The organism is Bradyrhizobium sp. CFUWI (assembly GCF_056429085.1).
Map to the genome: position 1 here is coordinate 16,285 of NZ_JBWJZE010000027.1, position 25,362 is coordinate 41,646.

18 protein-coding genes, 1 tRNA gene and 3 pseudogenes are annotated in these 25,362 nt (G+C 58.6%); 9 read left to right on the plus strand and 13 right to left on the minus strand.

Annotation, left to right across the window (positions count from 1 at the left end; translation table 11 throughout):
- Positions 1–51: 51 nt before the first annotated feature.
- Positions 52–435, minus strand: a complete 384-nt coding sequence (locus AC066S_RS34265; protein WP_126261747.1) for a DUF2169 domain-containing protein — start codon at positions 433–435, stop codon at positions 52–54.
- Between the two features lie 732 nt (positions 436–1,167).
- On the opposite strand from AC066S_RS34265, the pseudogene AC066S_RS34270 reads away from it, so the two are divergent.
- From AC066S_RS34270 to AC066S_RS34280, 3 genes and pseudogenes are all read left to right on the plus strand, one after another.
- A pseudogene (locus tag AC066S_RS34270) lies at positions 1,168–1,305 on the plus strand (IS66 family transposase); the annotation flags it as partial.
- A 280-nt stretch (positions 1,306–1,585) separates the two neighbouring features.
- Complete coding sequence (locus tag AC066S_RS34275; RefSeq protein WP_283810187.1) at positions 1,586–2,395, plus strand: effector protein NopP; 810 nt, start codon at positions 1,586–1,588, stop codon at positions 2,393–2,395.
- A 382-nt stretch (positions 2,396–2,777) separates the two neighbouring features.
- Positions 2,778–4,191 (plus strand): annotated as a pseudogene (locus tag AC066S_RS34280) (NEL-type E3 ubiquitin ligase domain-containing protein); the annotation flags it as partial.
- A gap of 383 nt (positions 4,192–4,574) precedes the next feature.
- On the opposite strand, the pseudogene AC066S_RS34285 reads toward AC066S_RS34280, so the two are convergent.
- Both AC066S_RS34285 and AC066S_RS34290 read right to left on the minus strand, forming a co-directional pair.
- Positions 4,575–4,930, minus strand: a pseudogene (locus AC066S_RS34285) (transposase); the annotation flags it as partial.
- 138 nt (positions 4,931–5,068) lie between these two features.
- Entirely contained in the window at positions 5,069–6,712 is a 1,644-nt protein-coding gene (locus AC066S_RS34290; RefSeq protein WP_235885246.1) for a recombinase family protein, read from the minus strand.
- 160 nt (positions 6,713–6,872) lie between these two features.
- Here AC066S_RS34290 and AC066S_RS34295 point away from each other — a divergent pair, with 160 nt between their 5' ends.
- On the plus strand, positions 6,873–7,304 hold the full coding sequence (locus AC066S_RS34295) for a GSU2403 family nucleotidyltransferase fold protein (protein WP_126261745.1): 432 nt from the start codon (positions 6,873–6,875) through the stop codon (positions 7,302–7,304).
- Between the two features lie 130 nt (positions 7,305–7,434).
- Here the strand turns inward: AC066S_RS34295 and AC066S_RS34300 are convergent, their stop codons facing one another.
- Complete coding sequence (locus AC066S_RS34300) at positions 7,435–7,575, minus strand: hypothetical protein (RefSeq protein WP_164719090.1); 141 nt, start codon at positions 7,573–7,575, stop codon at positions 7,435–7,437.
- Positions 7,576–8,134: 559 nt separating this feature from the next.
- Positions 8,135–8,210, minus strand: a tRNA-Ile gene (locus tag AC066S_RS34305).
- Between the two features lie 904 nt (positions 8,211–9,114).
- On the opposite strand from AC066S_RS34305, the gene AC066S_RS34310 reads away from it, so the two are divergent.
- Positions 9,115–9,255 carry a hypothetical protein gene (locus tag AC066S_RS34310; RefSeq protein WP_157336773.1) on the plus strand — a complete coding sequence of 47 codons (141 nt, stop codon included), beginning with the start codon at positions 9,115–9,117 and terminating at the stop codon, positions 9,253–9,255.
- Positions 9,256–10,072: 817 nt separating this feature from the next.
- Here AC066S_RS34310 and pyc read toward each other — a convergent pair.
- From pyc to AC066S_RS34340, 6 genes are all read right to left on the minus strand, one after another.
- A complete protein-coding gene (gene pyc / locus AC066S_RS34315; RefSeq protein ID WP_126261744.1) occupies positions 10,073–13,513 on the minus strand; it encodes a pyruvate carboxylase in 3,441 nt (1,146 codons plus the stop codon).
- Between the two features lie 139 nt (positions 13,514–13,652).
- A complete protein-coding gene (locus AC066S_RS34320) occupies positions 13,653–14,669 on the minus strand; it encodes a zinc-dependent alcohol dehydrogenase family protein (RefSeq protein ID WP_205680556.1) in 1,017 nt (338 codons plus the stop codon).
- A 65-nt stretch (positions 14,670–14,734) separates the two neighbouring features.
- Positions 14,735–16,171, minus strand: a complete 1,437-nt coding sequence (locus AC066S_RS34325; RefSeq protein WP_126261743.1) for an aldehyde dehydrogenase family protein — start codon at positions 16,169–16,171, stop codon at positions 14,735–14,737.
- A 311-nt stretch (positions 16,172–16,482) separates the two neighbouring features.
- Positions 16,483–16,803: a substrate-binding domain-containing protein gene (locus AC066S_RS34330; protein WP_126261742.1), complete on the minus strand. Its 321-nt coding sequence runs from the start codon at positions 16,801–16,803 to the stop codon at positions 16,483–16,485.
- Positions 16,804–16,902: 99 nt separating this feature from the next.
- Entirely contained in the window at positions 16,903–17,943 is a 1,041-nt protein-coding gene (locus AC066S_RS34335) for a LysR family transcriptional regulator (protein ID WP_126261741.1), read from the minus strand.
- A gap of 23 nt (positions 17,944–17,966) precedes the next feature.
- Complete coding sequence (locus tag AC066S_RS34340) at positions 17,967–18,326, minus strand: EthD family reductase (RefSeq protein ID WP_235884886.1); 360 nt, start codon at positions 18,324–18,326, stop codon at positions 17,967–17,969.
- Positions 18,327–18,528: 202 nt separating this feature from the next.
- On the opposite strand from AC066S_RS34340, the gene AC066S_RS34345 reads away from it, so the two are divergent.
- Positions 18,529–19,434, plus strand: a complete 906-nt coding sequence (locus tag AC066S_RS34345; protein WP_126261740.1) for a LysR family transcriptional regulator — start codon at positions 18,529–18,531, stop codon at positions 19,432–19,434.
- 281 nt (positions 19,435–19,715) lie between these two features.
- On the opposite strand, the gene AC066S_RS34350 is transcribed toward AC066S_RS34345, so the two are convergent.
- Both AC066S_RS34350 and AC066S_RS34355 read right to left on the minus strand, forming a co-directional pair.
- Positions 19,716–20,612: an amidohydrolase family protein gene (locus AC066S_RS34350; protein WP_126261739.1), complete on the minus strand. Its 897-nt coding sequence runs from the start codon at positions 20,610–20,612 to the stop codon at positions 19,716–19,718.
- 29 nt (positions 20,613–20,641) lie between these two features.
- A complete protein-coding gene (locus AC066S_RS34355) occupies positions 20,642–21,409 on the minus strand; it encodes an SDR family NAD(P)-dependent oxidoreductase (protein ID WP_235884885.1) in 768 nt (255 codons plus the stop codon).
- A 415-nt stretch (positions 21,410–21,824) separates the two neighbouring features.
- Here AC066S_RS34355 and AC066S_RS34360 point away from each other — a divergent pair, with 415 nt between their 5' ends.
- From AC066S_RS34360 to AC066S_RS34370, 3 genes are read left to right on the plus strand one after another with little or no spacing between them, the layout of a single operon-like run.
- Positions 21,825–22,727, plus strand: coding sequence for a substrate-binding domain-containing protein (locus tag AC066S_RS34360; RefSeq protein ID WP_235885245.1), 903 nt, complete (start codon positions 21,825–21,827; stop codon positions 22,725–22,727).
- Positions 22,728–22,785: 58 nt separating this feature from the next.
- Complete coding sequence (locus AC066S_RS34365; RefSeq protein ID WP_126261738.1) at positions 22,786–24,306, plus strand: sugar ABC transporter ATP-binding protein; 1,521 nt, start codon at positions 22,786–22,788, stop codon at positions 24,304–24,306.
- A complete protein-coding gene (locus tag AC066S_RS34370) occupies positions 24,303–25,283 on the plus strand; it encodes an ABC transporter permease (RefSeq protein WP_126261737.1) in 981 nt (326 codons plus the stop codon). Before AC066S_RS34365 ends, AC066S_RS34370 begins: the two co-directional genes overlap by 4 nt.
- Positions 25,284–25,362: the final 79 nt, after the last annotated feature.

A 25,362-nucleotide genomic window follows, 5' to 3' on the forward strand; every position in this document is an offset into this window, starting at 1 on the left:
GGTGGAGCCGCCCCATCCAGCTTTCGACGCCATCAACGTATGGTCCGTTGTTTATGGCGAAATGCCGGCATTGAGGCTCAACAGGTGTGGCGGTGCGCGCGCGACCTTTGCGGTGGCGCGCGGCACCGTTCGATGGATGCCTAGATCTACGTGGACATTGTTGTCTGGCCGTCCCTCAGGTTCCGCCGCGTGTCCGCCGATAAGCACCTTGGTTTGTGGCTTGAGCATGCCGACGTGCAGGGAGGTGCCGGGCGGAAGCTCCTTCGCGGCCACGACCCAAAGCTCCTGCTCGCCCTGCAAACGATTCGGGCGCGAGTTGGCGAGATTGAATGCGGCGAAGGCCGAAATGAGGCTCGTCCCTGGAGGACGACGCTCGCATTTGGTCGACAGAGCCAGTGTGCGTGGCTTTACAGGAACGGGCATGAAGCCTGCCAAGACGTTTTTCGTCCCCACCAATATCGCTCGAGCGTGACAGACTTTCGGTCGCTCGATGCAAGCGCGTCTTTATGTCCCATACCAAATTTGGTAGGCAGCCGTTTAGCTCCGCGTTGCGTAAACCGTCGTTTCCACGGCAAAGGTTGATATTCGAAGCAGCGGCAATTTGCTCAAGCAGAATCTTCGGTCCCCAAAGCCGCTCCGCCGCAGCTTACCGCGATGCCGCGACTAGCAGTTCGACGGTCGCGAATGAACCTTTGCCGCCATCAGGCGACGTCAGCAACTGCGGGTTCAAGGCTGAAGGGCTGACCGTCAAGCACAAAGGCAACTTCGTCATTCGATTCGCTTTGACGATCTCAGCCTTGGACGTTGATCGCTGTACCAGCTTTTGTGCCGACGAGCTCTGACAAGTTTGAGGCTTGTAGCGTCGCTATTTTAGGTGACTGGGGTGCATCGCGATCAACTTGCCGAATTCGAGAAGTTCATCGCGGCCGTCAGCTTTTGGTCAGGGGACCGGTCTAGTCAGGCGCTGTCCGAAAGGTGCCAGGGCATCCCCACGAAGCTCCTTCTGACCTGCGCTGCATTTTCATCCAGCGGCAGTTAGAATCTCGGAGTGCATGCAGCGAGACCGAACTTTGGATCGAGCTATGCAGAATTCTGGGTGACGAGGTGATCAGGCGGCGTGGGTTGCCGGCATTTGGATGAATGCCGTCGGTGAATCTGACACCTGCGCAGAGCAAGCTGCTTCTCGACGATATGCACGCCTGGCCGCTGCGCGCGCGCGAAACCCTCTCGCGCTCGTCCGAGGTGCTCAAGGCTATCAATTATATGCTCAGGCGCTGGGAAGGGTTCGCTCGCTTCCTCCATGACATCGCCCAGAATAAAGGTTTGCTGACGCATGCTGTCCCTGATGGCGCGTCCATCGTTGGAACGGAGCTTCGCTCAGCTGATCTCAACTTCGGCCGAGTTATGAAGACGCTCCGGCGAGCGCGGCGCCGAACTGCGCGCGCTCGCCGGCTCGCTCTACGTTTCAGAGAATTGTGCTTTTCGTTTATTGTCGGCGTCAGCTTACGGACAGCTAAGCTGCTTATCGGCGGGGTTAGGTCTAATGACCTGAACACAATGCAAAAGCCATAGGAGTGTGGTCGCCATGGGCGGTCGAATTAACAATTGGTCGGATATTCCATCCGCTGATGAGTATCATAACGCGAACTCCCCGGAGCACAGGAATGCTGACTATTTCGCGGACGCGTTCGGTAGAATGGGATTGCAGGATTCGGGTGCCAGCTCATCCTCGCAGCCGAGTTATTACCTCACTTCAAGATCTCCCGTTGTTGAGATCGACCAAGCCGAATTCCGGGAACGGGTGAGGAGTTTTCATGGTGACGAGATCAATCATATCGCCAACAATCCGCAGGAATACTCAGAATTTGTATCCGAAAGAGCTAGGCGCACCGCGGATGTCGCTAGCAATTACGCGATCCGAAGGGATTCTGGTGCCGCCCGATATTACAGCTACCAACTGGGAAACAGGAGCGTCGGCCTCCAAAGAACGGAAGCCGGATTTCCTATGGCGACTGAGTTCACCAGCCAACGGTGGCGAGAACAGTTCCCCGGACGAACTGACGTCACATCAATCGTGGATTTTCAGGTTGCTCATCCGCTCGTCGGCAACGCCGGCGATATTCTGCTTGAGCACCAACTACAGCAAGACGGCGAACGGCCGCTGGTGAATTGGCGTCCTGCTAATGATGAAGCGAGAGCCCGTGCAGAACAAATGGGCTTCGTTGATGTAGATCACAATGATATGGTACTCGATCCCACCCAGTCCCGACAGTGGAGATATAGGGATGGTGAATGGCAACGTGCAACCAATTCTCCGATGTATCTCTCCAAAGTCAAAACGCCGAGTGATGATGAACCTTCACCAGGGTCCGATTCGGATGGAGACTTTATGTGACGTGAGATCTCCACCAATCGATTGAGGTGGAGCAGGAGCGCAGACCAACCGACACCTGCGGCTTACGATCGAGGGTTGGATGGAACGAAGCCGAAGTCAAATTCGGCTCAATGCGTGAGGTGCACTGTACTGACCTCACCGCGGGGGTTTAGTAGAGTTGTTGCCTATAATAGCACAAAAGAAAATCCCGGCTTCCAACCGGGGTTTTCGACTGTGGCCCGGGCGGGAGAAGCGGATTGCCTATGGCATGCGCGAGCTGACAAGTCAGTATTCGACTCGCTGGCGGGCGAATGCGTCGTATCCTCCCAGAAATTGAGCTGCTGCCGGTTTGATGGACACCGCGATTAGGTGTTTCATGAAGTCGGAGGTGGGCGACGAAGAGACTGCCTTGCCAGCCTCACTCCTGCCCACGCTCCGCACCCTCAATGTCATCGGTAACCAGTTGAGCAGGCTGCCGGCCCAGCTTCCGGGCGGACTCCGGGACCTCTACGCCTCTGATAACCGGCTGACTAGTCTGCCCGACCTTCCAGCCAGGCTCCGCCGCCTAGACGTCAGCGAAAATCAGCTGACGAGCCTGCCCGATCTTCCAGCCAGACTGCGCTACCTGGACGCAAGCAACAACCAGCTGACGAGCCTGCCCGACATCCCGGCCAGGATTGGATATCTGGACGTCAGCGAAAATCAGTTGACCGATCTGCCCGGGACACTCCCGGTCGGGCTTGAAATGCTCGGCGCCAGTAACAACCAGCTGACCGGCCTGGCCGCGACCGTGCTGACGCAGCTCGGCAGCGCGTCCAGCATTGACCTGCGGTCTAATCCGATACCGGCCACGGTGCTGGCCGATTTGGCGTCAGCCACACGTGGCGCGGATTATGCCGGTCCGCAGGTCTTGCTATCGATGCCACTACAACCGGTGGAACATCAGCCGCGGCTACTGTTGTCGCGGATTGGCTCGCCGACGAGCCCGGCGCAGTGGACGCGTGGCAGGGCTTCGCCGAAGAGCCCGGTGCGCAGGACTTCGCACTCTTTCTCGAAAGTCTCGCGGGCACCGTGAACTATGGTCATCAGCCGTTCCGCGACCAAGTAGCCGAGAATCTGCTACGAGCCGCGATGAGGCCGGCGCTGCGCGAGCGGCTTTTCGAGCTGGCCAATGGATCGACTGCGTCGTGCGAGGACCGCATCACTTTGACCTGGAACGGCATGCAGACCGCACGCCTGAACGCTGATGTCAATGAAGGGCTCTATGACAATCGGCTCGATCAACTGCTCCAACACGGCCGTGTTATGTTTCGTTTGGAGGCGCTTGACGAGATCGCACGCGAGACGGTCAGCTCCCTCCGTGGTGCCGACCCGCAGGCAAATATCGACGAGATCGAGGTCTATCTTGCCTATCAGACCCAGCTACGGGATCAGCTGGAACTGCGCCACATCGCCCCGGATATGCGCTTCTTGAATCTTGCTGACGTCACGCCTTACGACGTTGCCAGGGCTGAGACGTCGGTGCGGGAACAGGAAGAGACGGGTTTGGCGGATTTTCTGGCAACGCGCTGGGAGCCTTGGGATACGGTGGTGAGGCGGATCGCCCCCGATGATCATGCCGCGATGCGGGACCGGCTTGCCGATGCCCTGGAGGATGAGTTTCCGACGCGCTTGAACGAGCGGCTCGCGGAGCATGGCCTGACGGAGGATGTTGATGCCCGGCGGGTGGTCGGAGCACAGATCCTCAGCGAAATCGCACGTGAGACAAGGGCGAGCTAATGGACAGGGTTCTCCGGGAGCACGGCCTCGAGCTTTGATCGATGCGATAGCCGCCCCGATCACGCGGTCTCGTTTGGAGATTTCGGACGAGCAATTGGTTGTCGTCCGTGAAGAGCGGCTACCCGTGCCGCGGTTGGCAAGAGATCACACGTCCACGCTACAACGGCGCGGACGGGCCCTTCCGCACCTCCAAAAGCGCCGCCGAATTGCGCGACAACGCGCTCAATGTCGGTCATGGTTAGTCTGGACACGAACAGCAAACACGCAACGGCTTTTTGGGCTCGCAAGGTTGAGTGGAATCCATCGGCTACAAATTGGCCCAGGGCGCTGATCAACCAACCCGAGAATCCCTGCTGGTGCAATTCGGCAGGCCAAAGCTGCAGCTCCTTTTGAGTACTCTTATTCATCGGAAACAGCACCTGAGCCGCTTGCTGCAATGGCTCAGATCAGAGCGCTCGTGCGGGAAAAGCATGGCGGAAGAACTCTTCGCCGCTGAAGAACTGGAAACATGGGTCGCGAACCCAGCGCTCGCACACACCTCTCAGACAGCCCGTAAATGTCCTTGAGCCGCAAGACGGATCATGAAGTGGGTCTCGACCCAAGCCGGCCGTCCTCGCTGTAAAGCGGAGCGATCTCGCCGTCGAGCCAGTCCCACTCGATCTTGTTGGCGAGCTGAACCAGCTCGTGCTTCATGTTAATGATCTGATCCAGCCGCGCCCGGAACACATCGTTCGATCCCGTCGTCTTGTGCTTCTTCGGCGCATCGTCCCCTTCGATGCGCTACTGAATCATGTCCGATGAGCTCATCGAGGTTGAGGCGTGCCGCTCCTAGGCACCGCTGGTCGGAAAGAGGAATGCTCGACATCGGGACAGAGCATTATGGAGCGCCGCTTCGCGGAAGATCCTGATCTACATTCAGTGCCGTGCGCGGGCTCTCTTGGTCTTGGTTTCCTTCGGGCTCGATCGTTTGTCGTGCGGCGCTGGGGAGGAGCGGCCTGTCCCAACTACTCGCCCGACGATCGCTCGTGCCAAGCCATCAGCGGTTTCGAAGCGAGGTATCCCACGGCGAATGCGAGCCCTCTCAGAAAACGTCATGGTTCGTTTTGCTTTCCCGTCAGTGAAGAGCAGTACGTAATCGAGCACCGACTTGTTATGCTCAGCCATCCTGGCTGCGGCAATCCAGCCGTGAGGCAGGCGTGTCTCACGCTTTATAGACCAGTACGGTGCGCGGTTTTGCCTTCCGCACCAGAGGGCTACGCGAATTGAGATGTTGATCGACCCGTTCACGCGCAAGTAACCCGTTCCTTCGCGAGAGGCAGTTTGGCCACCTGTCTTTCTAATAGCCATGCCGATTAGCGAGCCGAGCTTTGCCGTTTCCTCAGCCCACTGGGGACGCGAGCCAAGAAACTCATAGCTTCGCTTGGGAGTGTAGCCGATTAGCCGATACACGTTCATCATGCCACCGAAGTGGTTTTGATAGGTCGAGGCGCAAGGGAGGCCTACCGTGCTGGCTATGATGGCAGAGCTCAGGCGTCCCTCCTTGAGCAGCGTCTTGCGTAGACGGGCAAGCATCTCCTCTTCAGTGAGGTCGACACGCCGTTCTTCAATGATCTTGTTTACCTTCAGGAAGGTTTCGCGTTCGACGATCGGCTCGATACATCCCTCGCTGGTGATCCAAAGCTCGGGAGGATTGCAGGTGCAGTTCCGCCGCAGCTTGCGTGATCGGCGGTTGAAGGTCATGTTTCCAATGTAGTTCTCGTTTCTGAGCACCGCGTTAACCGCTGCACGCGTCCACCGAACTCCTGTGCTGGTGAGTATGGCCTTCCGGTTTAGCTCCCGTGCGATAATAGCTTCAGACTTTACCTGCAGAAATCGATCGAAGATCCACTTCACCACGGCTACTTCCTCGGGAGTGCCGGGGCGCACTCGGACATGATCAGTTGAGAGGTACTTCTGATCACCGTTCTTCAGTACGCCTCGCGACCGCTGACTCTGATCGACAAGTTCTCGCAAGAGCGCATAACCGGGGCGACCTCCGACCTTGAAGCCAAGCCGGGCGAACCGGCACTGCGCAGCGTGAACCTTTACCGAAAGCTCGCGACTGTATTCCGCTGCCATTACGCGCTTGATGTTCTTGATGATGCTGGAGAGCACGCTGCCGTCATTGTCAAACTGCTCCGCACAATAGGCGATGTTGATGCCTGCCTGTTTGCAGAGGAATTCGTAATACGCGCTCTCGTCGACATTCTGAAAGCGGCCCCACCGGCTTACGTCATAGACCAGAATATGACCAAAATCGGCTTCTCCTGCTTGGACATCCTTGATGAGCTGTTTAAGGCCGGCCCTGTTCTTGATGATCAGGCCGCTCTCTCCCTCGTCGCGATAGGTTCGTACAATCATCAGGTTATGGGCGTGCGCGTATGCTGCAATCACAGCAGCCTGATTCTCAATCGAGTATTGCTGCCGTTGTGTCGACATGCGTACATACTGTGCGGCTCTCATGCCGAGCTGCGATCGTACCGGGTGAGCCTTATAGATCTCGAGCGCGTTGGCCATCATTCTCGCTCCCGAACGTTACACCGGAGCGAATCAAACATTTATTCGACATTGCAGCAAGAATTACTTCGATTGGAAGAATCCCCTCCATTTCCGCCGTTGTGATGTAGTTGGGGCGAACGCCTCGCTCCGAAGGCCTTAGGGCGTCAGACTCGATCCGGGCTTGGCCACGACGGAAGACATCGATCTGCTGTTCGACGCGCGCGGCGGGCTTACGTTCGTCGCAGACGACGCCGTCTCTGAGTCATCGCTCACGAAGATACTCAAGCGAGTGGGCACTAGCTTCGAACGCGCCAAGCAGACGTTTCGCGCTGTAAACCGAGACGGCTATCTCGCCGATTTGATTAGGCCCATGCAGAGCCCGCCTTGGCGGAAGGCTTTAGATAAGATCGGCTTGGACCCGGAAAAGTTGACCGCTGTGCAAATCGAAGGACTCGATTGGCTGCAGAATGCTCCCGCGTTCGAGGCGGTCGCGATCGACGAAAAGGGCGAACCGGTACGCATCGTAGCTCCGGATCCGGGGGTTTGGACCGTCCATAAGCTATGGCTGTCCCGTCGGGCGGACAGAGAGGCGATCAAACGCCAACGACAGTAGCACAGGCAGAAGCCGTGGCGTTCTGGTGGTGAACTATCTCCCGTTTGACGCGACAATTAGGGATGCTTCCGAAAGAGGTGGTGGACAGCGCGGCGCCTCTTTTCGCCAAGAAGGATGGCGTTGCGCGAGCCTAGCGGGCAGGGTCGGCAAAAACGGGTCCGACATACCCGGCGCCGCCGATCATCGCCGGCACCATGATGATGATCAGCATCCAGCTGCTCATCGACTTGCCCAAGATCATGATGTCGGGCATCAGCACCAGCTTGAGCATTGGTGCCGCTGGCAGCCCAGCGGCTGGAGATCGCTTACGTACGTGGCCTTGATATCCCGTCTACAGGCTTGGTCGCTGATTTCAAAGACGGGATTCGTCCATCATCTCACCGTCCGTAAACGTCAGCAGCCTCAGTACCTCGTTGTTAGAAGCGGAAGCGTGCGCTCCAGCAATTCAGTAACGTCCCGCCTCCCGGCGGTCGAACCACGCGTCTGCGCTTATTGCGGGGGTGGGTTTGCTCGTCCTGGACCGGACCAACCTTTCGAATGCATAGCTATTGCGGTCTCGGTCGGCTTGAGGGAACCAGCAGTCCGGGACGCACGTAAAGCGCAAGAAACCAACGCTTTTCATTAGCCGTGACACACCAACGGAGCGTGGAAACGATTGCTCTGGATCAAGCGGATCGCGATGGCTGGCCATCCCAACTATTTTCCGATGCGGTCGACAAAATCGCCAAGTGCGGCCTGGCCGGTGAACGAAAAGAGCACGTATCTGGTGCGGTGGTTCCGATTCGGCAAAATGGTGCCTGATAAGTTATTATTATTATTATTGAGTTGTCTGGTGGGCCCGGCAGGACTCGAACCTGCAACCAGACCGTTATGAGCGGCCGGCTCTAACCATTGAGCTACAGGCCCAGTCCTGGCGGCCACCGAAAAGCAGCCAGCGAGGTTGAAGGGGATCGTCTATCGGGTGGCTGGCATTCTTGCAATGCCAATTAGAACAAGTGCGAGGCTAAGTCTCACCGCGGACCAGAACAGGCAGATCGGCCAGGCGAGCATCTCGCCTTCCTACAGCAGGAGCGCCGGCACTCTCGCCGAGATACGGTGAGCACGGCCGCTCACCGCGTCCTTTGCTCCCGTCGCAGATGGTGAGGTCGACGTCCGCGGCAATAGCATCCACCGGGGTCCGAGCGACCTCGCCTGGCAAAGCATGAAGCTGCCGAAAAGCCAGTGGTTAGCTGCTGTATTGCCGTGTCGCCCGGATACCTGCGCTCCACGCGTATAGCAGGGCTCGTCATTCAATTCGTATCCGCCGATCGCGCGGAGCTTGAAGTTCACCGGGGTGTGGGAGGCGATGGTGCGCGCGTTCCGCCAATGTCGGTTGATCGCGAGTTCTCGGAGATCAGAGAAGCTCCGCCGACCTCGAAAAGCTCGGTCGTCGCGGCGAGAGATGACAACTGCGTCTGTGCTGCGGCGAGTTCAGACGCATCAAGCTGTTGCGAGTCCTGTTAGCGGCTGTCTAGTGTTCTCGCGAGCTCGTCGACGCCGGCGAGGACTGCTGCACGCGCGCCAAAAGCAGCGCTGAAAAGCTTGCCGATGACCCGTTGCACCAGGGATCGTTCCGCGGCAGGTCGGCAACCGGCGTGCGTGAACGTGCGGGTTCGCGCCTTAATCCACTCCGTCGTGTCGCTAGCGACGCGCCGCACAATTCCAGCGAGGGTCGCAAGCAGGACCAGTTGAACATATGCCGTTCCAAAAAACCGGCTCTCCGTCCTAAATCCGGAACCAAGAATTCGGTCCTCGGGGATCGCCTACATTCTTGAAATCAGTTGTACCGCTCGCGGTGGCAGAAGCCATCCCAATCGTCGTGGATGCTGACGCCGGGCTGATTGGTGTCGACGAGTACGGCGATCCGCTTGCCGCTCTGGTCAGCCGCTACGATCAAGTTATCGGCGTATAGCGTGCCAGTTCGTAATACTTCGTGCCATTGAGCCGCATTCCGCCTCCGTCCGACGTCATCGCCGTCAGGTAGCGATCGGCGGCGCCGACGCCCAACGCGGTCGTGGCGCCCCCGATCAGCGCACTGTTAGCGACGGCTTTGATCTCATTTCTTGGTCAGCTCTCATTCTCGTGGAGGAATGCCGCAATGAATTCGCAACGAATTGCACGAAACGATCGTGAACAGAACGCGTATTAAGAAAGTCAATGATTTAGAAGATGTTCACTGCGTTCGGGACGCAGGGCATCCCTCCGTCAGATCGCGACTTGAACCGAATGTCGGTATCGGTGGTTGCGCCTCCCCGCAACCAACGAACGCTGCGAAAGCAAGCTTCGGTGTTAGCTAGGCGCGGCAATCGCCCGGCGACTCTCGCAATTCCACTGGCGCGGTCGAAGCCTATGGCGAGTTGCTTGTGCCCGGCTATTTTCTTGAGCGGGCTATTTTACTTGCTTGCGCTACTTCAGCGCCCCTTCGCTTCAGACTGAAGCGGCCGGCGACTTCACTCAGAGAAATGGTCCGTGTGTAACTGGGGAGCGGATATGCCGCGTGCGCAGCCCCTTCGGGGAGGTTATGGGACCCAGGAGTGTCGATCCAAGATAGAGCATTTGATCTCAACTGAGAGCGCCGTCGTGAAGGCAACTGACGAAATCGACGAGATCCTCGATCACATCGACGATGATACGTTCTCAGCAAATCACGCTCTCTCTCCTGGCTAGAACTTGTCGGCCTGCTGTCCGATGGGCTGGGATCGTGCGGAAGCTGGATCAGCCCATCGATATCACTCCAATTCGATGAGCAGATCCTTAGTCTCGACCTGGCTGCCCGGACCGACATGGATGGCCTTCACTCTTGACGCCCTGTCCGCGTGCAACCCAGTCTCCATCTTCATCGCCTCGATGCTCAGCAGGAGATCTCCGGCCTCGACGGCTTGGCCCACGGAGACTGCGATGGAGGAGATGGCGCCCGGCATTGGGGCGCCGACCTGGCTCGGATCTCTGTCCGTGGCCTTCGCGCGGACCGCTATCTTGCTCTTGAGTTCACGATTTGGAACGCGGACTATGCGAGGTTGACCGTTCAGCTCGAAAAAGACTTTGACCTCGCCTTCCTCGGAATTTTCGCCGATGGCCTGAAGACGAATTTCGAGCGTCTTGCCAGGATCGATCCCAACCGAGATCTCTTCTCCGAGCTGCATCCCGTAGAAGAACGTACGAGTCGGAAGCGTGCGCACCGGGCCGTAGATCTGATGGCGTTCGATATAGTCGATGAACACTTTCGGATACATGAGGTATCCGTGTAGATCCTCGTCATCCGGAGCGAAGCCGTCCAGCGTCGCTGCTAGTGTCTTGCGGGCTGCTTCCAAATCGACGGGCGCCAAGCCAAGGCCGGGCCGTGTCGTCAACAAGGGGCCGCCTTTCAGCACCTTTCGTTGCATTCCCTCGGGCCAGCCCCCATGCGGTTGGCCGATATTTCCCTTCATCATATCCACCACCGAATCGGGGAAGGCGACCTCGACGGAGGGGTCCTCGACTTGCCCGCGGCTCAGGCCCTGGGCGACCATGACCAGGGCCATGTCGCCGACGACCTTTGAGGACGGCGTGACCTTCACGATATCGCCGAAGATCAAGTTGGCGTCCGCGTAGGCTTTCGCGATGTCGGGCCAGCGCTCGGCCAGGCCGAGCGAGCGAGCCTGGGCCTGCAGGTTGCTGAACTGCCCACCGGGCATTTCGTGAAGGAAGACCTCCGAAGCAGGTGCGGTTAGACCAGATTCGAAGGCGGCATACTGAGCCCTGACCTGTTCCCAATAGTTTGAGATTTCGCGGATGGCCTCACTGTCTAGTTCCGCGTCACGGTCGGTGTGTCGAAGCGCTTGGACGATTGATCCAAGGCAAGGCTGCGAGGTGCCGCCCGAAAAGGCATCCATGGCGGCATCGACCGCGTCGACACCGGCTTCGCAAGCGGCGAGGACGGTCGCCGCCGACATTCCCGAGGTGTCGTGCGTGTGGAAGTGAATCGGAAGTCCCACGTCCTCCTTCAGCGCCTTGATGAGGATTCGAGCCTGTTGAGGTTTCAGCAGGCCCGCCATATCCTTCAAACCGAGGATGTGGGCACCTGCCACCTTTAGCTCTTTTGCCCGATCGACATAGTATTTAAGGTCGTATTTTGGGCGCTTGGGATCCAACAAATCCCCCGTATAGCAAATGGTGCCTTCGCATACCTTGTTTGCCTCGATGACGGCATCCATGGCGACACGCATGTTCTCAACCCAGTTGAGCGAGTCAAACACGCGAAAGACGTCGACTCCGGACTTTGCGGCCCGCAAGACAAAGCTGCGAACCACATTGTCGGGATAGTTGGTGTACCCGACCCCGTTGGCGGAACGCAGGAGCATTTGGGTGAGGATATTCGGGATCGCGGCCCGAAGGTCGCGCAACCGTTGCCATGGACATTCCTGAAGGAAGCGATAGGCCACATCGAAGGTCGCGCCGCCCCAGCATTCGATGCTGAAGAGTTGAGGGAGGTTTGCGGCATAGGCGGGCGCGATCCGGAGCATGTCGATCGAACGCATTCGCGTGGCAAGCAGCGATTGATGCCCGTCGCGCATCGTCGTGTCGGTGATCAGCACCCGCTCCTGAGCGGATAGCCAGTCCGCCAGGGCCTGCGGTCCGTCCTTTTCGAGAATGTCGCGGGTGCCGGGAGCGATAACGCCTCGTGGCGGGGGCAGCCTGGGCTCGGATATCCCGGTCGTCGGCTTTGGGCGCGTCTTGGTCTCGGGATGTCCGTTGACCGTGACGTCCGCGATATAAGTCAGGAGCTTGGTCGCTCTGTCGCGCCGTTTTGTGAACCTCAGCAACCCCGGCGTGGTGTCAATGAACTGAGTCGTATACCCGTTGCTCCGGAATTGCGCGTCGTTGAGAAGGTTCACGAGAAATTCGATGTTGGTGCTGACACCCCTGATACGAAACTCGCGGAGCGCGCGAACCATCCGGTTGGTCGCAAGGTCTTCTGTCGGAGCCCAGGCTATCACCTTGACCAGCAACGAGTCGAAATGTCGTGTGATGACGGCGCCGGAATAGGCGGTGCCGCTGTCCAAGCGGATGCCCATTCCCGTAGCCGAGCGGTAGGCCGCGATACGACCGTAATCGGGGATAAAGTTGTTCTGTGGATCCTCCGTGGTTACACGGCACTGCAAGGCATGCCCAGTGAGCCGAATGTCCTCCTGTCTGGCGACACCTGTTGCTTCGGCAAGCGTAGCGCCTTCCGTCAGCAACATCTGCGCCTGCACGATGTCGATACCGGTGACTTGCTCCGTTATCGTGTGTTCGACTTGGATGCGCGGATTGACTTCGATGAAATAAAATCTCCCGGAGTCCACGTCCATCAAAAATTCGACCGTTCCGGCACATCGATAACCGACGTGCAGGCATATGCGCCTCGCAAGCTCGCATACTTCGGAACGTTGTTCCGCCGAGAGATAAGGTGCAGGGGCGCGCTCGACCACTTTTTGGTTCCGGCGCTGAACGCTGCAGTCGCGCTCGAAGAGATGAAAGATGTTGCCGTAGCTGTCGCCGAGGATCTGGACCTCGACATGGCGCGCCCGCTCGATCAGCTTTTCCAGATATCCTTCGCCGTTTCCGAAGGCGGCTTCGGCTTCGCGGCGGCCTTCGAGAACTTTGGACTGAAGTTCTTCCGGGCTATAGACTGTACGCATTCCCCGACCACCGCCGCCCCAGGACGCCTTCAGCATCAGCGGATATCCGATGTCGGATGCCTCCTTGCGGATAGCGTCGAAATCGTCGCCTAAGACACCAGTTGCTGGCACGACGGGTACGCCGGCTTCGATCGCAACGCGACGAGCGGAGGCCTTGTCGCCGAGAAGACGCATCGTTGCGGCCGTTGGCCCGATGAAGGCGATGCCGGCAGCCTCGCACGCTTCCACAAGTTCGGGACTCTCAGAGAGAAGTCCATAGCCGGGGTGGATTGCGTCCGCACCCGACGATCGCGCAACGCGGATGATCTCGGGGATCGAGAGATAGGCGCCCACGGGCGACATCCCCCGACCGATCAGATAAGCCTCGTCGGCCTTGAACCGATGCAATGAAAGCTTGTCTTCTTCGGCATAAATCGCAACCGTCGTCTTGCTCAACTCGGTCGCTGCGCGCATGACGCGAATTGCGATTTCGCTTCGGTTTGCGACCAGGATCTTGTTGAACTTGCGCACGTTCAAGTATCCTCTTGCTCAAGGTGTTGGACGGGAAAGGAAGACGGGCACGACAACTGACGCCGTCGTGCCCGTCACTATGTTTCCGTACTAGACAGATGGCGTCGCGAAAGTTCGTAACGTCCGATGCTATGGCAAATTACATCGTAATGGCGATCTTTCCGAAGTGTGCGCCACTTTTCATGTAGTTGAAGGCGTCTGCAGCCTCGGACAGATCGAAAGTCTTGTCGACGACCGGCTTGATTCCAGCCACCTCGATCGCGCGATTCATGTCAACGAAACCACGCCTCGAACCAACGGCGATCCCTTTGACGTTCACCATTGGGCCGATCAACTGTCGGATGTTCAATTCCGTCGAATAGCCGGCGACAAACCCGACGACACTGATCGTTCCCCCAAAAGCAACCGCGCTCAACGACCTGCCCAACGATGATCCAATGGTCTCGACCACGATATCCGCGCCACGGCCGTCGGTGAGCCGCTTTACTTCGACATCCCATTCCGGAGTGGTGCGATAGTTGACGCCAAAGTCGGCCCCAAGCGCTTTCGCCCGCGCCAGCTTTTCGTCGGATGACGACAGAATGGTAACTCGGGCCCCCGACAGCTTGGCGAACTGAAGTGCGAAGAGCGAAACACCGCCGGTTCCCTGGAGCAGAACGTCGTCTCCGGATTTGACGTTTGCTTCGTTCAAAGCCGACCACGCTGTAAGACCAGCGATGGGCAGCGTGGCGGCTTCCACGTCGGTCAGGTGCGACGGAGGCGTGACCGCGTCCTCTTCCGGGATGAGGATGTAATCCTGAAGAACGCCGGCCAGCGGCGCACCGAGGGTGCGCTTCGCGCGTTGCTCCGGAGTAGGTTTGCCGTCGTGCCAGCCCTGGGTGTAGATGGGGACGATTCGATCTCCCTTCTTGAACCGGGTGACGCCCGGTCCGATCTCCGCCACAGTGCCGCACGCGTCGGAGGCGGGCACATAGGGCAAAGGAAGACCCTTGATATAGTCACCGCCCAGTACGGCCAGGTCGCGATAGTTCAGCGTCGCCGCCTCCACCCTGAGCAACACCTCTCCCTTTCCTGGCGTTGGTATAGGGACCTCGGTCAACTTGAGGCCCGAGATCGCGAACTGGTGCGCTTGCATAGCCCGCATTGTCGCCGACATGATTGCTCCTCGTTTTTTTTGTGGCGGTTCCGCGCTATCGGATATCAGCGCCGCCTGGTTAGTGATCAAGCGTGCTTGATCACGACTGTCTTCAGGTTCGAATAGTCGTCCATCGCCACAAGACCCTTTTCCCGTCCATGGCCGCTTTTGCCGGTGCCTCCGAAGGGCAACTCGATGCCCGCGCCGGCTCCGTAACAGTTTACGAACACTTGGCCGGAGCGCAGCCGCTTCGCAAGATGCATTTGTCGGCCGCCATCCCTGGTCCAGACTGCTGCCACAAGGCCGAATTCAGTTCCGTTGGCGATGCGTACCGCGTCATCCTCATCGTCGAACGGAATGGCGGCCAGCACGGGGCCGAACACCTCCTGTTGCGCGAGCTCGTGGTCCGTCGGCACCGGCCCGAACAGCGCGGGCCGGACGAAGAACCCACCCGGGTCGACGCCCTCCGCAATCTGGCCTTCGGCGAGGAGGGGGAGGCCGCTGGTGGTGGCGCGATCGACGAAGCCCAGGACGGTCTTCTTTTGTCCGGCGGTGATGATCGGACCGCAGTCGAGATCCATCTCCGGGCTGCCGACCCGCACGGCCTTGAATCGCTCGCTAAGTGTCGCGATGAAGTCGTCGAAGATGCGCCTTTGAACAAGGACGCGGCTTCCGGCCGAGCAGGTTTGGCCACTATTCTGGATGATGGCGGCGCAGATCGTCCTGGTGGCCGCTTCGAAATCGGCATCTTCGAACACAAGCTGGGGCGACTTGCCGCCGAGCTCGAGAGTACAATTGATGTAGTTGTCCGCGGCCAACTTCTGGATCTGCTGGCCGACCTCGGGTGAGCCGGTGAACGAGACAAAGTTCACGCCGGGATGCGTCGTAAGCGCTACGCCCACTTTGCTTCCAAATCCTGTCACGATGTTGATCGCGCCGTCGGGAAGGCCGGCTTCCGTCGCGAGCTCGGCGAGCCGTAGAATGGAGGCGGATGCGGCCTCGGCCGGCTTGAGAACAGTTGCGTTGCCGACCGCTAGCGAAGGAGCAAGTGTCCGGCCGAACATCTGGGCGGGATAGTTCCAGGGAAGGATATGCCCCGTCACACCCTTTGGCTCACGCACGACGGCGACGAAATGATCATTGAGGTACGGAATCGTGTGTCCATAGACCTTGTCCGTTGCGCCACCATAGTACTCGAAATATCGAGCGACCGCGTTGATATCGTTTCGCGCCACCGTCATGGGCTTTCCGGTGTCCCGCGCTTCGATGGCGGCAAGCTCCTCCTTCTTCTCGAGGATGCGCTGCGAAATGGCGATCAGAATGCGTCCCCGTTCCGCGGCGGTCAACTTGCCCCATGCGCCGGTTTCGAAGGCGCTGCGGGCCGCCTTGACGGCCAGATCGACGTCCTCACGGGTGCCGGCGGCGATTTTGCCGTAGGCCTTCCCCGTGCTGGGATCGATCATATCGGTCGTCTCGCCATTGGATGCGCCGACCCATTTGCCACCAATGAAGTGCTTCGACATGATGTCAACTCCTGTCTGTTGCCGCCGCGATCTAGAAGCACGGGCAGGAGGGTGGTCTCAATGGCGTCTACGATCTACCTGCTATTATGTTGCCCTATGGGTGCGATCGCATGGCGCGTCCCATTTGATTGCGTCGGACGGTAATCGATCCGAAATCGTCAGTTATCGGCCCGAGACAAGATGGCTCGCGCGATACACTCGCCCGAGCCATCGAGGGAAAGCGAGAGCCTATCGGCCCGTCGGCGAAGGCCCCACCTACGTCACGCGTGCGAAAAGCAACGCCGCGTATGGACTGGGCGATGAGGTCGCCGTTAGTTTCCGACTTGCGGATCGGATGCGAATTCTCGGGCGTTCCCCCTGGTAAGCACTCTTGTCTCGAGGTCGATCCGGGCTTTGGGCGTCCCGCCCTTCAGCGTGGTAACCATGGCATTCATGCCCTCGTAACCCATTCTGAAGGGATCCTGCACAATGACGCCCAGAAGCTTTCCTTCCTTGATCAGTTCGTAGGCGCGTGCACTCAAGTCGAATGTCACCAGCTTCACGTCCTGTCGCTTCGCGGCCTCCAGGGTCGCGGCGGCACCTTGAGCCACGATTTCGTTTTCGAAGAAAATCCCGGCGATGTCCGGCGTCAAGGAGGCTACCGTGTTCTACTTCTGGTTGTGATTAGCCTTCGCACTGGCTCGCGTTTCGAATCCGTACGTCGGCGCGGATCCGAGACGTCGCGTTCACGACTACTTCGCGGTTTGCGCTAGCGAGAATTCTCTATTCACCTGAACGAAACTCGGAGACGATCTCATGAAGTTGTCATCCGGACCGCTCATCCTGGAACGCTTGACACGCGTAGCAAGCCAATCCCCCCGGCCGATGAGATCCCATGCGATGTTTGTCAGGGTTTCGGCAGCCTTGACGGACGCGCGCGTCACGAATTGGGATGGATTGCGCGCCAGGAATATCCCGCGCCGGAAGACGGGCTTCACGATCCGGGCTGCGGACAACTCGCCTCGTTTCAGTTCTTCGGAGATGGCCGCGTGCGCGAGCAAGGTATGGCCATGGCCGCTCTGAACCAGGTGCTTGATGACGGTGAGGGAGTTGATCTCGTGTTGGATGTTGAGCTTCAGCTGGGACGAGCGTGCGCGCTCGTCGACGAAGCGCCGAAGGCCGTGTTGCCCCGTCGGCACAATGAGGGGGAAGCTGTCGACTGCACTGAGATCGACGGCGTCATCAGCAAAACCGTGCCGGTCGCAGTGCTTAAAGGCGTTCGGAGGACCGACCAGAAAAAGTTCTTCGACGGCGATTTGTTCCAGCAACAGATGCCGGCTGTCCTGAATCCCGTAGAGAATGCCGACGTCAAGGTCGCCCTTGGTCAGCCACTCGCGGATATGTCCTGACATCGCCTCGATTAGTCTCAGCTGCACGCGAGGTGTCTCCTGTGCAGCTGCAGCAATAAGGGGAGCGCCGATCAATGTGGCAAAAGAGCTCGGCAAGCCAATCGTGACCTCCGATCGGACATAGCTATCCTCCGCCTTGATCTCATCCCGAGCGCGCTCGATGTCCGAAATGATGTTGCGCGCGTGCTCGCGGAAAACCTGTCCGGCCTCGGTGAGCACGACCCCGCGTGACGTTCGTTGAAAGAGCTTCGAGCCCAATTCCTCCTCGAGCCGGAGAAGCATCTGGCTCAACGAGGGTTGGGCAATATCCAGGCGCTCGGCGGCTCCGGTCACCGAGCCCGTCTCTGAGATAACCAGGAAGCATTTAAGTTGGCGCTCGTCCATTGCGCCGCCCTCTGAATCCGAGTCTAACGCGCCTTGCCGCCTAGCCCATCGTCGGCCGGCCAAATGAATCGCTCCTCATAGGCGATGACTCCGCATATCGTAGAGGTGAAGTTGGGGAGATCGGCCAACAATGTCTTCCCTTCGGGGCTCGAAAGAGACGCGTCATGGGCCTCCTTGCTTTCGAACCAGAGCTCCGAAAAGCCGTCGTAGGCCGCATTGGGATAGGCATCGCGATCAATAAAGTTGATCGCGTAGCGCTTGAGCCCCGGGATTTTCTTGCACAGCTCCGCATGAACGGTTCGCCAATGCTGGACGAACTGCTCTTTCGTCATGTCTTCGCGCTTTGTGAGAAAACCGATACGTTTCGCGTATTTCGCGTTCACGTCGTTAACCTCCCGATGCTGCTTATTGCGCCAACTAAAGGCGCCTTGTCCGAAGCCGGTACCGTAGCTGGCAACTGACTGTTATTGGAATTTCTTCTAGGTTGGAATTGAAGCTAGGCCATTTTCCAAACGAACCAGAAGCGGTATGTTCCGAATGAAGCGTTCGTCAGAGCCGAACGCGGGCACAAACTTACGGCGGAAGATGCGTTACGATCTGGTCGATTTGAGAGTGTTTCTCGCGGTTCTAGACGAAGGAAACCTATCGCGCGGTGCCCAGCGGTGTAACCTGGCGCCATCCTCCGTCAGCCAACGTATCAGGCAGCTCGAAGACGCTCTCGGTACCCCCCTTCTTGAACGAAATCGCGAGGGTGTCAGCCCCACGCCTGCCGGTACAGTTCTGGCTAACTATGCTCGCAAGTCGTTTGAGCTGCTTGAGCAGATGCACGCCGATATGCTGCCATTCTCGGCGGGTATGCCCGGGAGGATCACACTGTTTGCGAATACCAACGCAGTTAATTCGTTTCTCCCCGATGATCTTGCAATCTTCTTCAAGCATCATCCATCTGTCCGTATCGCACTCGAAGAGAAGAACAGCCACGACATACTGGCCGCGGTCGCAGACCGGCGCGCCGATGTCGGGATCGTTGCGCTTCAGGCCAACCATAAAGAACTAGCCTTCTTTCCGTATCGTGATGACGAGCTGGTTGTCCTCGTGCCGCTGAGCAGCCCGATCAATAAAGACAGGCCGGTTCGTTTCGAGGAATGTCTTCGCGAGCCATTCGTTAACCTGCAACGAGGCGCAGCGATCAACGCCTTCTTACTGAGCCATGCCGCAGCTCTTGGCGCGACGCTCGATATTCGCGTGCATGTTCCCGGCTACCGGGCCATTGCTCATCTTGTCGCGTCAGGGGCGGGCGTTAGCATTGTGCCCCGCTCGGTTGTTGAGAAGGAAGACGAGAAGCGACTGGCGATGTTGCCTCTGGCTGAGCCATGGGCAGAGCGAAATTTGCGAATTTGTGTCCGGCAGGACGCCCCGGCCAACCATCACCGCGACGAGCTCGTGAGGATCCTTGTCGAGTGCGCTGCCGCAGCGACGACTGCGGCCTAGTCGGAATGCGCTCGTCCTGTTCGTTGGCCAGGTCATGGGAGCCGCGGTCGTAACGGTCTCTGTTCAGCGCATCGAGTCCCTTCACGAGCTTCGCGCGAGGGGATACGGTCGGCGCCGATCGGCTGAGCGATCGGTGAGGGTGGGCTCGGGAGATTCCTGAGGCTCCCCACCCCCCGCAAAAGGGGGTGGGGTTGGCTCCTGTCGTGGTCCGTCCCACGGACTACTGCAACAATGTAGATACTTATTGTCGCGGCAGTGCGCCGATGCTCGCGGACCCGATGTCAAAGCCGATAGACGCGTAGAGCGTTATCGTGAAAGAGCTTCTTCTTGTCGGTATCGGACAAGTCCTTCACGATCTCGAAGAAAGCCTCGTAGATCCGGTCGAAGCTGGCGTAGATCTTGTCGACTGGGAAGTTGCTTGCGAACATGCACCGATCGACCCCAAAGTAGTCGATCGTCTTGAGGACGAACGGCCGGATGCTTGCGACCGTCCACTCAGGGTCGACCATTCCGAGGCCTGAGATCTTGGCATGGACGCTTGGAACGGACGCCAGAGCCCGCATGCCGTCTTGCCAGGTCTGAACGCCCGCCGCATCCCGCTGAAGAGGCATTCCGGTATGGTTCAGGATGATGGTCGTGTCCTCGTGGTCACGGGCAACGCGGGCTGCGTCCATCATCTGGTGGGGATAGAGCTGAAGGTCGAAAGAGAAGTCGTACTTCTTCAGCAGGCCAAAACCCTTCAGCCACTTCGGGTCTCGCAGCAGGTCCGAACGTTCGATGAAAGTGTAGCGAGGATCCTGATGCCAGTTGAGGATCTGGCGAATGCCGCGGACCGCCTTGCTTTCCGCGTGGCTTGCAAGAACGCTGTCGGCATTGTCGGCCTCCAGATCCGCGTGCGCGACGATGGCCGTCGGGAAACCTGTCTTGTTTTTCATGTCCTGAAGCCAACGTGTCTCGGCGAGAATGTCGGCCGAGAGCGCGTCGAGATGGACGTCCTTCACGACATTCCATCGTTTGGAATCCTCGCGGTAGTCCGCGAGTGAGTAGGATTTCATGATGGACCGGAGGCTACCTGCGATCGGAGCCACCGGTTCGCCGTTTTGGCAAAGCCAGGGATAGGAATAGTTTTCGAGATCCCAGAGGTGATGATGGGGGTCGATTATGGCGCTGACGGACATGACGTCTCTCCAATGGCTCTATCTATGGGTCAGCCCGCGACGTACCCGCCATCGACCATCAAGATATGGCCGGTAATGAAGGCGGCATCGTCGCTTGCGAGGAAAACCAGGGCTTTTGCGACTTCGTCGGGTTCGGCCCAACGCTTCATCGGATGCGCGGCCTTCACGGCATCCGCGCCTGCCTTCGGGTCGGGAAGGCCATTCAGATAGCGCGTGAGGAACGGCGTATTGATAGCACCCGGACCGACGGCGTTCACGCGGACGCCCGAGCCGGCATACTCAACGGCCAGTTGCCGGACGAGCTGCAGAACGGCGCCTTTCGAAGCGCAGTAAGCGGCCTGGGAAGGCAGTCCGACGACGCTGGAGATGGAGCCGGTCGCCGTAATCGATCCCTTCTTGGCGGCGAGCATGTTTGGAAGAGCTCGCTTCGCGGTCAGGAAGAAGGATTTTGCGTTCCCCGCGAGGACTGCATCCCAGTCTTGCTCGCTGGTTTCGTGCAGCGCCTTGGCAATCATGTAGCCGGCGTTGCTGATAAGGGCTTGAACGGCGCCGAACTTGTCCTCGCCAGCACCGAAGATCTTATCGACATCGACGCTCTTCGAGACGTCGCCAGTGATCGTCGTGATCCGGGCGCCGGAGAATTCCCTATTCAGGTCATGAACCTGATCGGCAATGTCCGTCGCGATGATCTTGGCGTCGTTCTCGGCGAGTTGACGGATGACTTCCTTGCCGACTCCCCCCGCAGCTCCCGTCACGAGCACGACGCAATCTTTCATACCATTCCCTTTTGCCTGCATGAGCTAGTCCTCCCAAAGGTTAGTGTGAGGATGCGACGTAATCCCAGGTGGCGCGCAGGCAGCTAGGCCGCATTCATTCTGATGGCAATTGGTACTGGCTATGGCCGCCTGCCAGCGGTCGGTGCCAGCGATATCAAATTCTAATCGGTGCCAGAGCGTAGGGATAATTGCCGATCGGGGGATCCAATCGCCATGCTCGGACCGTGCCGGCTTTGAGACAGGAAGCTGGCGTCATTGCCGTGAGGTATGGCGCCGCCGCTTCCAGAACAGAACGATCGGACGAGCCGACGGTGGCTCGGAGAAGAATATTCCTTTGCATAGGGAGGTGGGAATGACTGTTAGCAAGCGCGACGTATTGAAGTTTTCGACGCTACTCGGAGCGTCCGTTCTGGCATCGCCGTTCATCGGCAGGGCGATGGCCGCGGACAAGAAGTTCAAGCTCGGATATTCCCAGTTCTGGGGCACGAATACCTTCCTTCGCACACAGATCGCCGGCGCCCGGAAGGCGATGGGCGAATGGGAAAAGAAGGGCGTGTCGGTCGAGCTCTTGGTGACCAACGGCGGCGACACCGATACCACCAAGCAGGTCGGAGATCTCGAAGACCTTTATACGCAGAAGATCGATGGTCTGCTGATCTTCCCTGGTGACTCAGTCGTTCTCGCAGATCCCGTCAAGAATATCTACAACAAGAACAAGATTCCGGTTGTTGTCACCGATATCGGCCTAAACTCGGGCGACTGGGTGACCTACGTCGTGACGGCGAACGAATTGGGCGGTCGCATGGCCGCCGATCATATGGCCACTCTGGTGCCTAAGGGGGCCAAGGTTATCGTCTTCGACCATGGTCCGGCCGTGCAGTGCATCATCGACCGCAATCGCGGCTTCGAGCAGCGCTCCAAGGAGCTCGGCTTGACCGTCCTTCCGCGCAAGGTGATGAAGCTCTCCCTCGAGGACGGCCGACGCACGATGGAAGATACGCTGACCGAGATCCCGGACATCGCCGGTGTCTTCTTCCAGAACCACGCGCCGACGATCGGTGCTGAGGCGACGCTCGAGGCGGCGAAGCGCTTGGACGTGAAGCTCGTCAACTTCGATACCGATCCCACGGCCTACCGCCTCGTCAAGGAAGGCAAGATCGCGGGCACGATCGTCCAGAACCCCTTCGAGATGGGCTATGTCGGCATGAACTCGATGCTGTCGTTCCTGACGGGCGGAAAAACGGATAAGCTGGTCGAGTTGCCGCCGAAACTCATGACCAAGGCCAACGCTGCCGAGTTCGTCAATGAACCGCAGGTCCTCGACGCCAAGGTCAATTGAAGCGCGAACAAATCGTGGAGTGTCCGGCGAATGCCGGACACTCCGGACGGGGGAAACAATGAGTGAGTTGGCACTCGTCTGCAAGGACGTCAAGAAAACCTTCGGCAGCATCAAGGCTCTTCGAAGCGCAAGCTTCACGCTGGAAAAGGGACAGGTGGTTGGGCTCGTCGGAGAGAACGGAGCGGGCAAGAGCACCCTTCTCAAGATTCTAGCCGGCGTCTACCAGGCCGATTCTGCCGAGAGCATCAAGTTGCTCGGGAAAGATTACAGCCCACACAACGCGATCGACGCCCTCAAGCGCGGCATCGTGACCATCCATCAGGACATAAATCTTGTGGAAGGAATGACCGTCGCGGAGAACATTTTCCTGAACAATGAGCCGACGAGTCGTCTCGGCATTCTTACGGCTGGCAGCCTCAACGCGAAAGCGCAAGAGCTTCTCGACCACTACGGAATCGAGGTCGACGCAAGTCAGCAAGTCAGCCGGCTGCCGAATGACCTGAAGAAGATGGTGCAGATCATCAAGGCGATGACTTGGAAGCCAACCATCTTGCTGATGGATGAGCCCACGTCCTCGCTGACCGCAACCGAGGTCGACGTCGTTCTCAAGCTCATTACCGAGTTGTCTCGCAGAGGCGTCGCGATCGTCTTCGTTTCCCATTATCTGTCCGAAGTATTTCGGATCTGCGACACGATTACGATATTGCGCGACGGCCAGACCATCGCCAATCTGCAGAAGGAGTCGACCTCGATTTCGGAGGTTGTGCAGCATATGCTCGGACGTAAGCTGGTCGAAGTCGACGCCAGGAGCAAGCGAGGTGCGGTCGCGAGCACTGAGGTGCTTCTGTCGGTGCGGGGTCTGAGTGTGCCAGGGATGCTTCACGACGTTTCGTTCGATCTTCATCGTGGCGAAATCCTGGGCTTCACCGGTTTAACGGGCTCCGGTCTCACGGAGCTCGCAAAGACCTTGTTCGGCGTCGAGGGATATCAGCCGTCCAAGGGAACGATCGCGATCCGCGGTAACGTAAAGAGCCATTGGAATCCCGGCAAGGCCATCAAGGAAGGGGTGGCCCTGTTGACCGGTGACCGGCTGCGCGAGGGGATTCTGCCCGATTTCACCATCGCGGAGAATGTTGGGCTTCCCATCATCGGCAAGTTGCGCAATGCACTGGGGTTGCTGTCGAGGAGCAAGATCGACGCCATGGGAACGCGGTGCGTCCGTGAGCTCAACGTCAAGGCGCCGAGCGCGCATGTTCCGATCAGAACGCTAAGTGGCGGAAACCAGCAGAAGGTGCTGATTGCGAAGTGGCTGGAAACGCGCCCAAAAATTTTCATTCTGGATGATCCGACCGTCGGTATAGACGTCGGCTCCAAGGACGAGATCAGAAAGATCATCGAACGCATTGCCTCCGAAGGTGTCGGAGTCATCATAATCAGCACCGAGATGCCGGACATCGAGAAGCTCTGTGACCGGGCTATCGTGATGTTCCGCGGCTCCATCGTTGGAGAGTTTGCCGGCGCGCAGCTGGAGCACAATCGAATTCTCGAAACTTCGGTCAGTGGGAGGAAAGCGGCATGAGCACATACACGCTAGAGGCTGGGCGCTCGAATTTGCAGGAGAGTATTCGACGCTCGTACGGTCTCATCCAGTCCGTGGCTGTCCTGCTCGTTCTGGTCGTGGTGATGTCGATCGTCTCACCGCGGTTTGCGTCCGTGATAAACATTCAGAACCTGATGGCTCAGATGTCGGCAGCGCTAATCGTGGCTGCAGGCATGACCATCGTGATGATAAACGGCGAGTTCGATATCAGCGTGGGTGCCGTCCTGGCCCTGACGGCATCCATTGCCGGCAAGCTGATGCCCGAGATCGGAATCACGGCAACGTTTGCGCTTGCGCTGGTGGTGGGGCCCCTATTCGGCCTTTTCGCCGGCGTTGTCGTGACAAAGTTCGGCATCCCGTCGTTCATAACCACGCTCGGAACGATGATGATCGCCCGAAGCCTAGCGTTCGTGACAACTCAAGGACAGGTGGTGTCCAACGTCCCGGAGTCATTCAGGATTATCGGCCTTGGGCGACCCCTTGGCATTCCGATGCCCTTCATCATCGCAATCCTGACGATTCTGGCGGGTTACGTCCTCCTCAACCACACGGCTTTCGGAAAGAAGGTGTATGCCATTGGTGCGAATCGAAATGTGGCTGCGCTGTCCGGAATCAACGTGGATCGCATCAAAATCGTTTGTCTGATGATTTGTGGTCTTTGCGCGTCCTTCGCCGGGATGGTCCTGCTGGCGCGTATCGGATCGATCCAGGCCGACACGGCCCGCGGATTGGAATTCGAAGTGATTGCCGGCGTTGTTATCGGAGGTGTCAGCCTCAGCGGCGGGCAGGGCAATATCCTGCGAGTGATCATCGGTGTCGTGGTCATCGCGCTGATCAGGAACTTCCTCAATCTCGCTCGCATCGACATCTTCTGGCAGGACTTCGCGACCGGCTCGATCATTCTTGCCGCGGTCCTGTTGGACGCCCTCCAAAAGCGTATTGCGGGATCGCGTTGAGTCACCCATGGGGAGGGCCCTGCGCGGAAATCGGGGCGAGTACGCGCAGGGCCCGATGAAAAGAACTTGCGGGCGACAC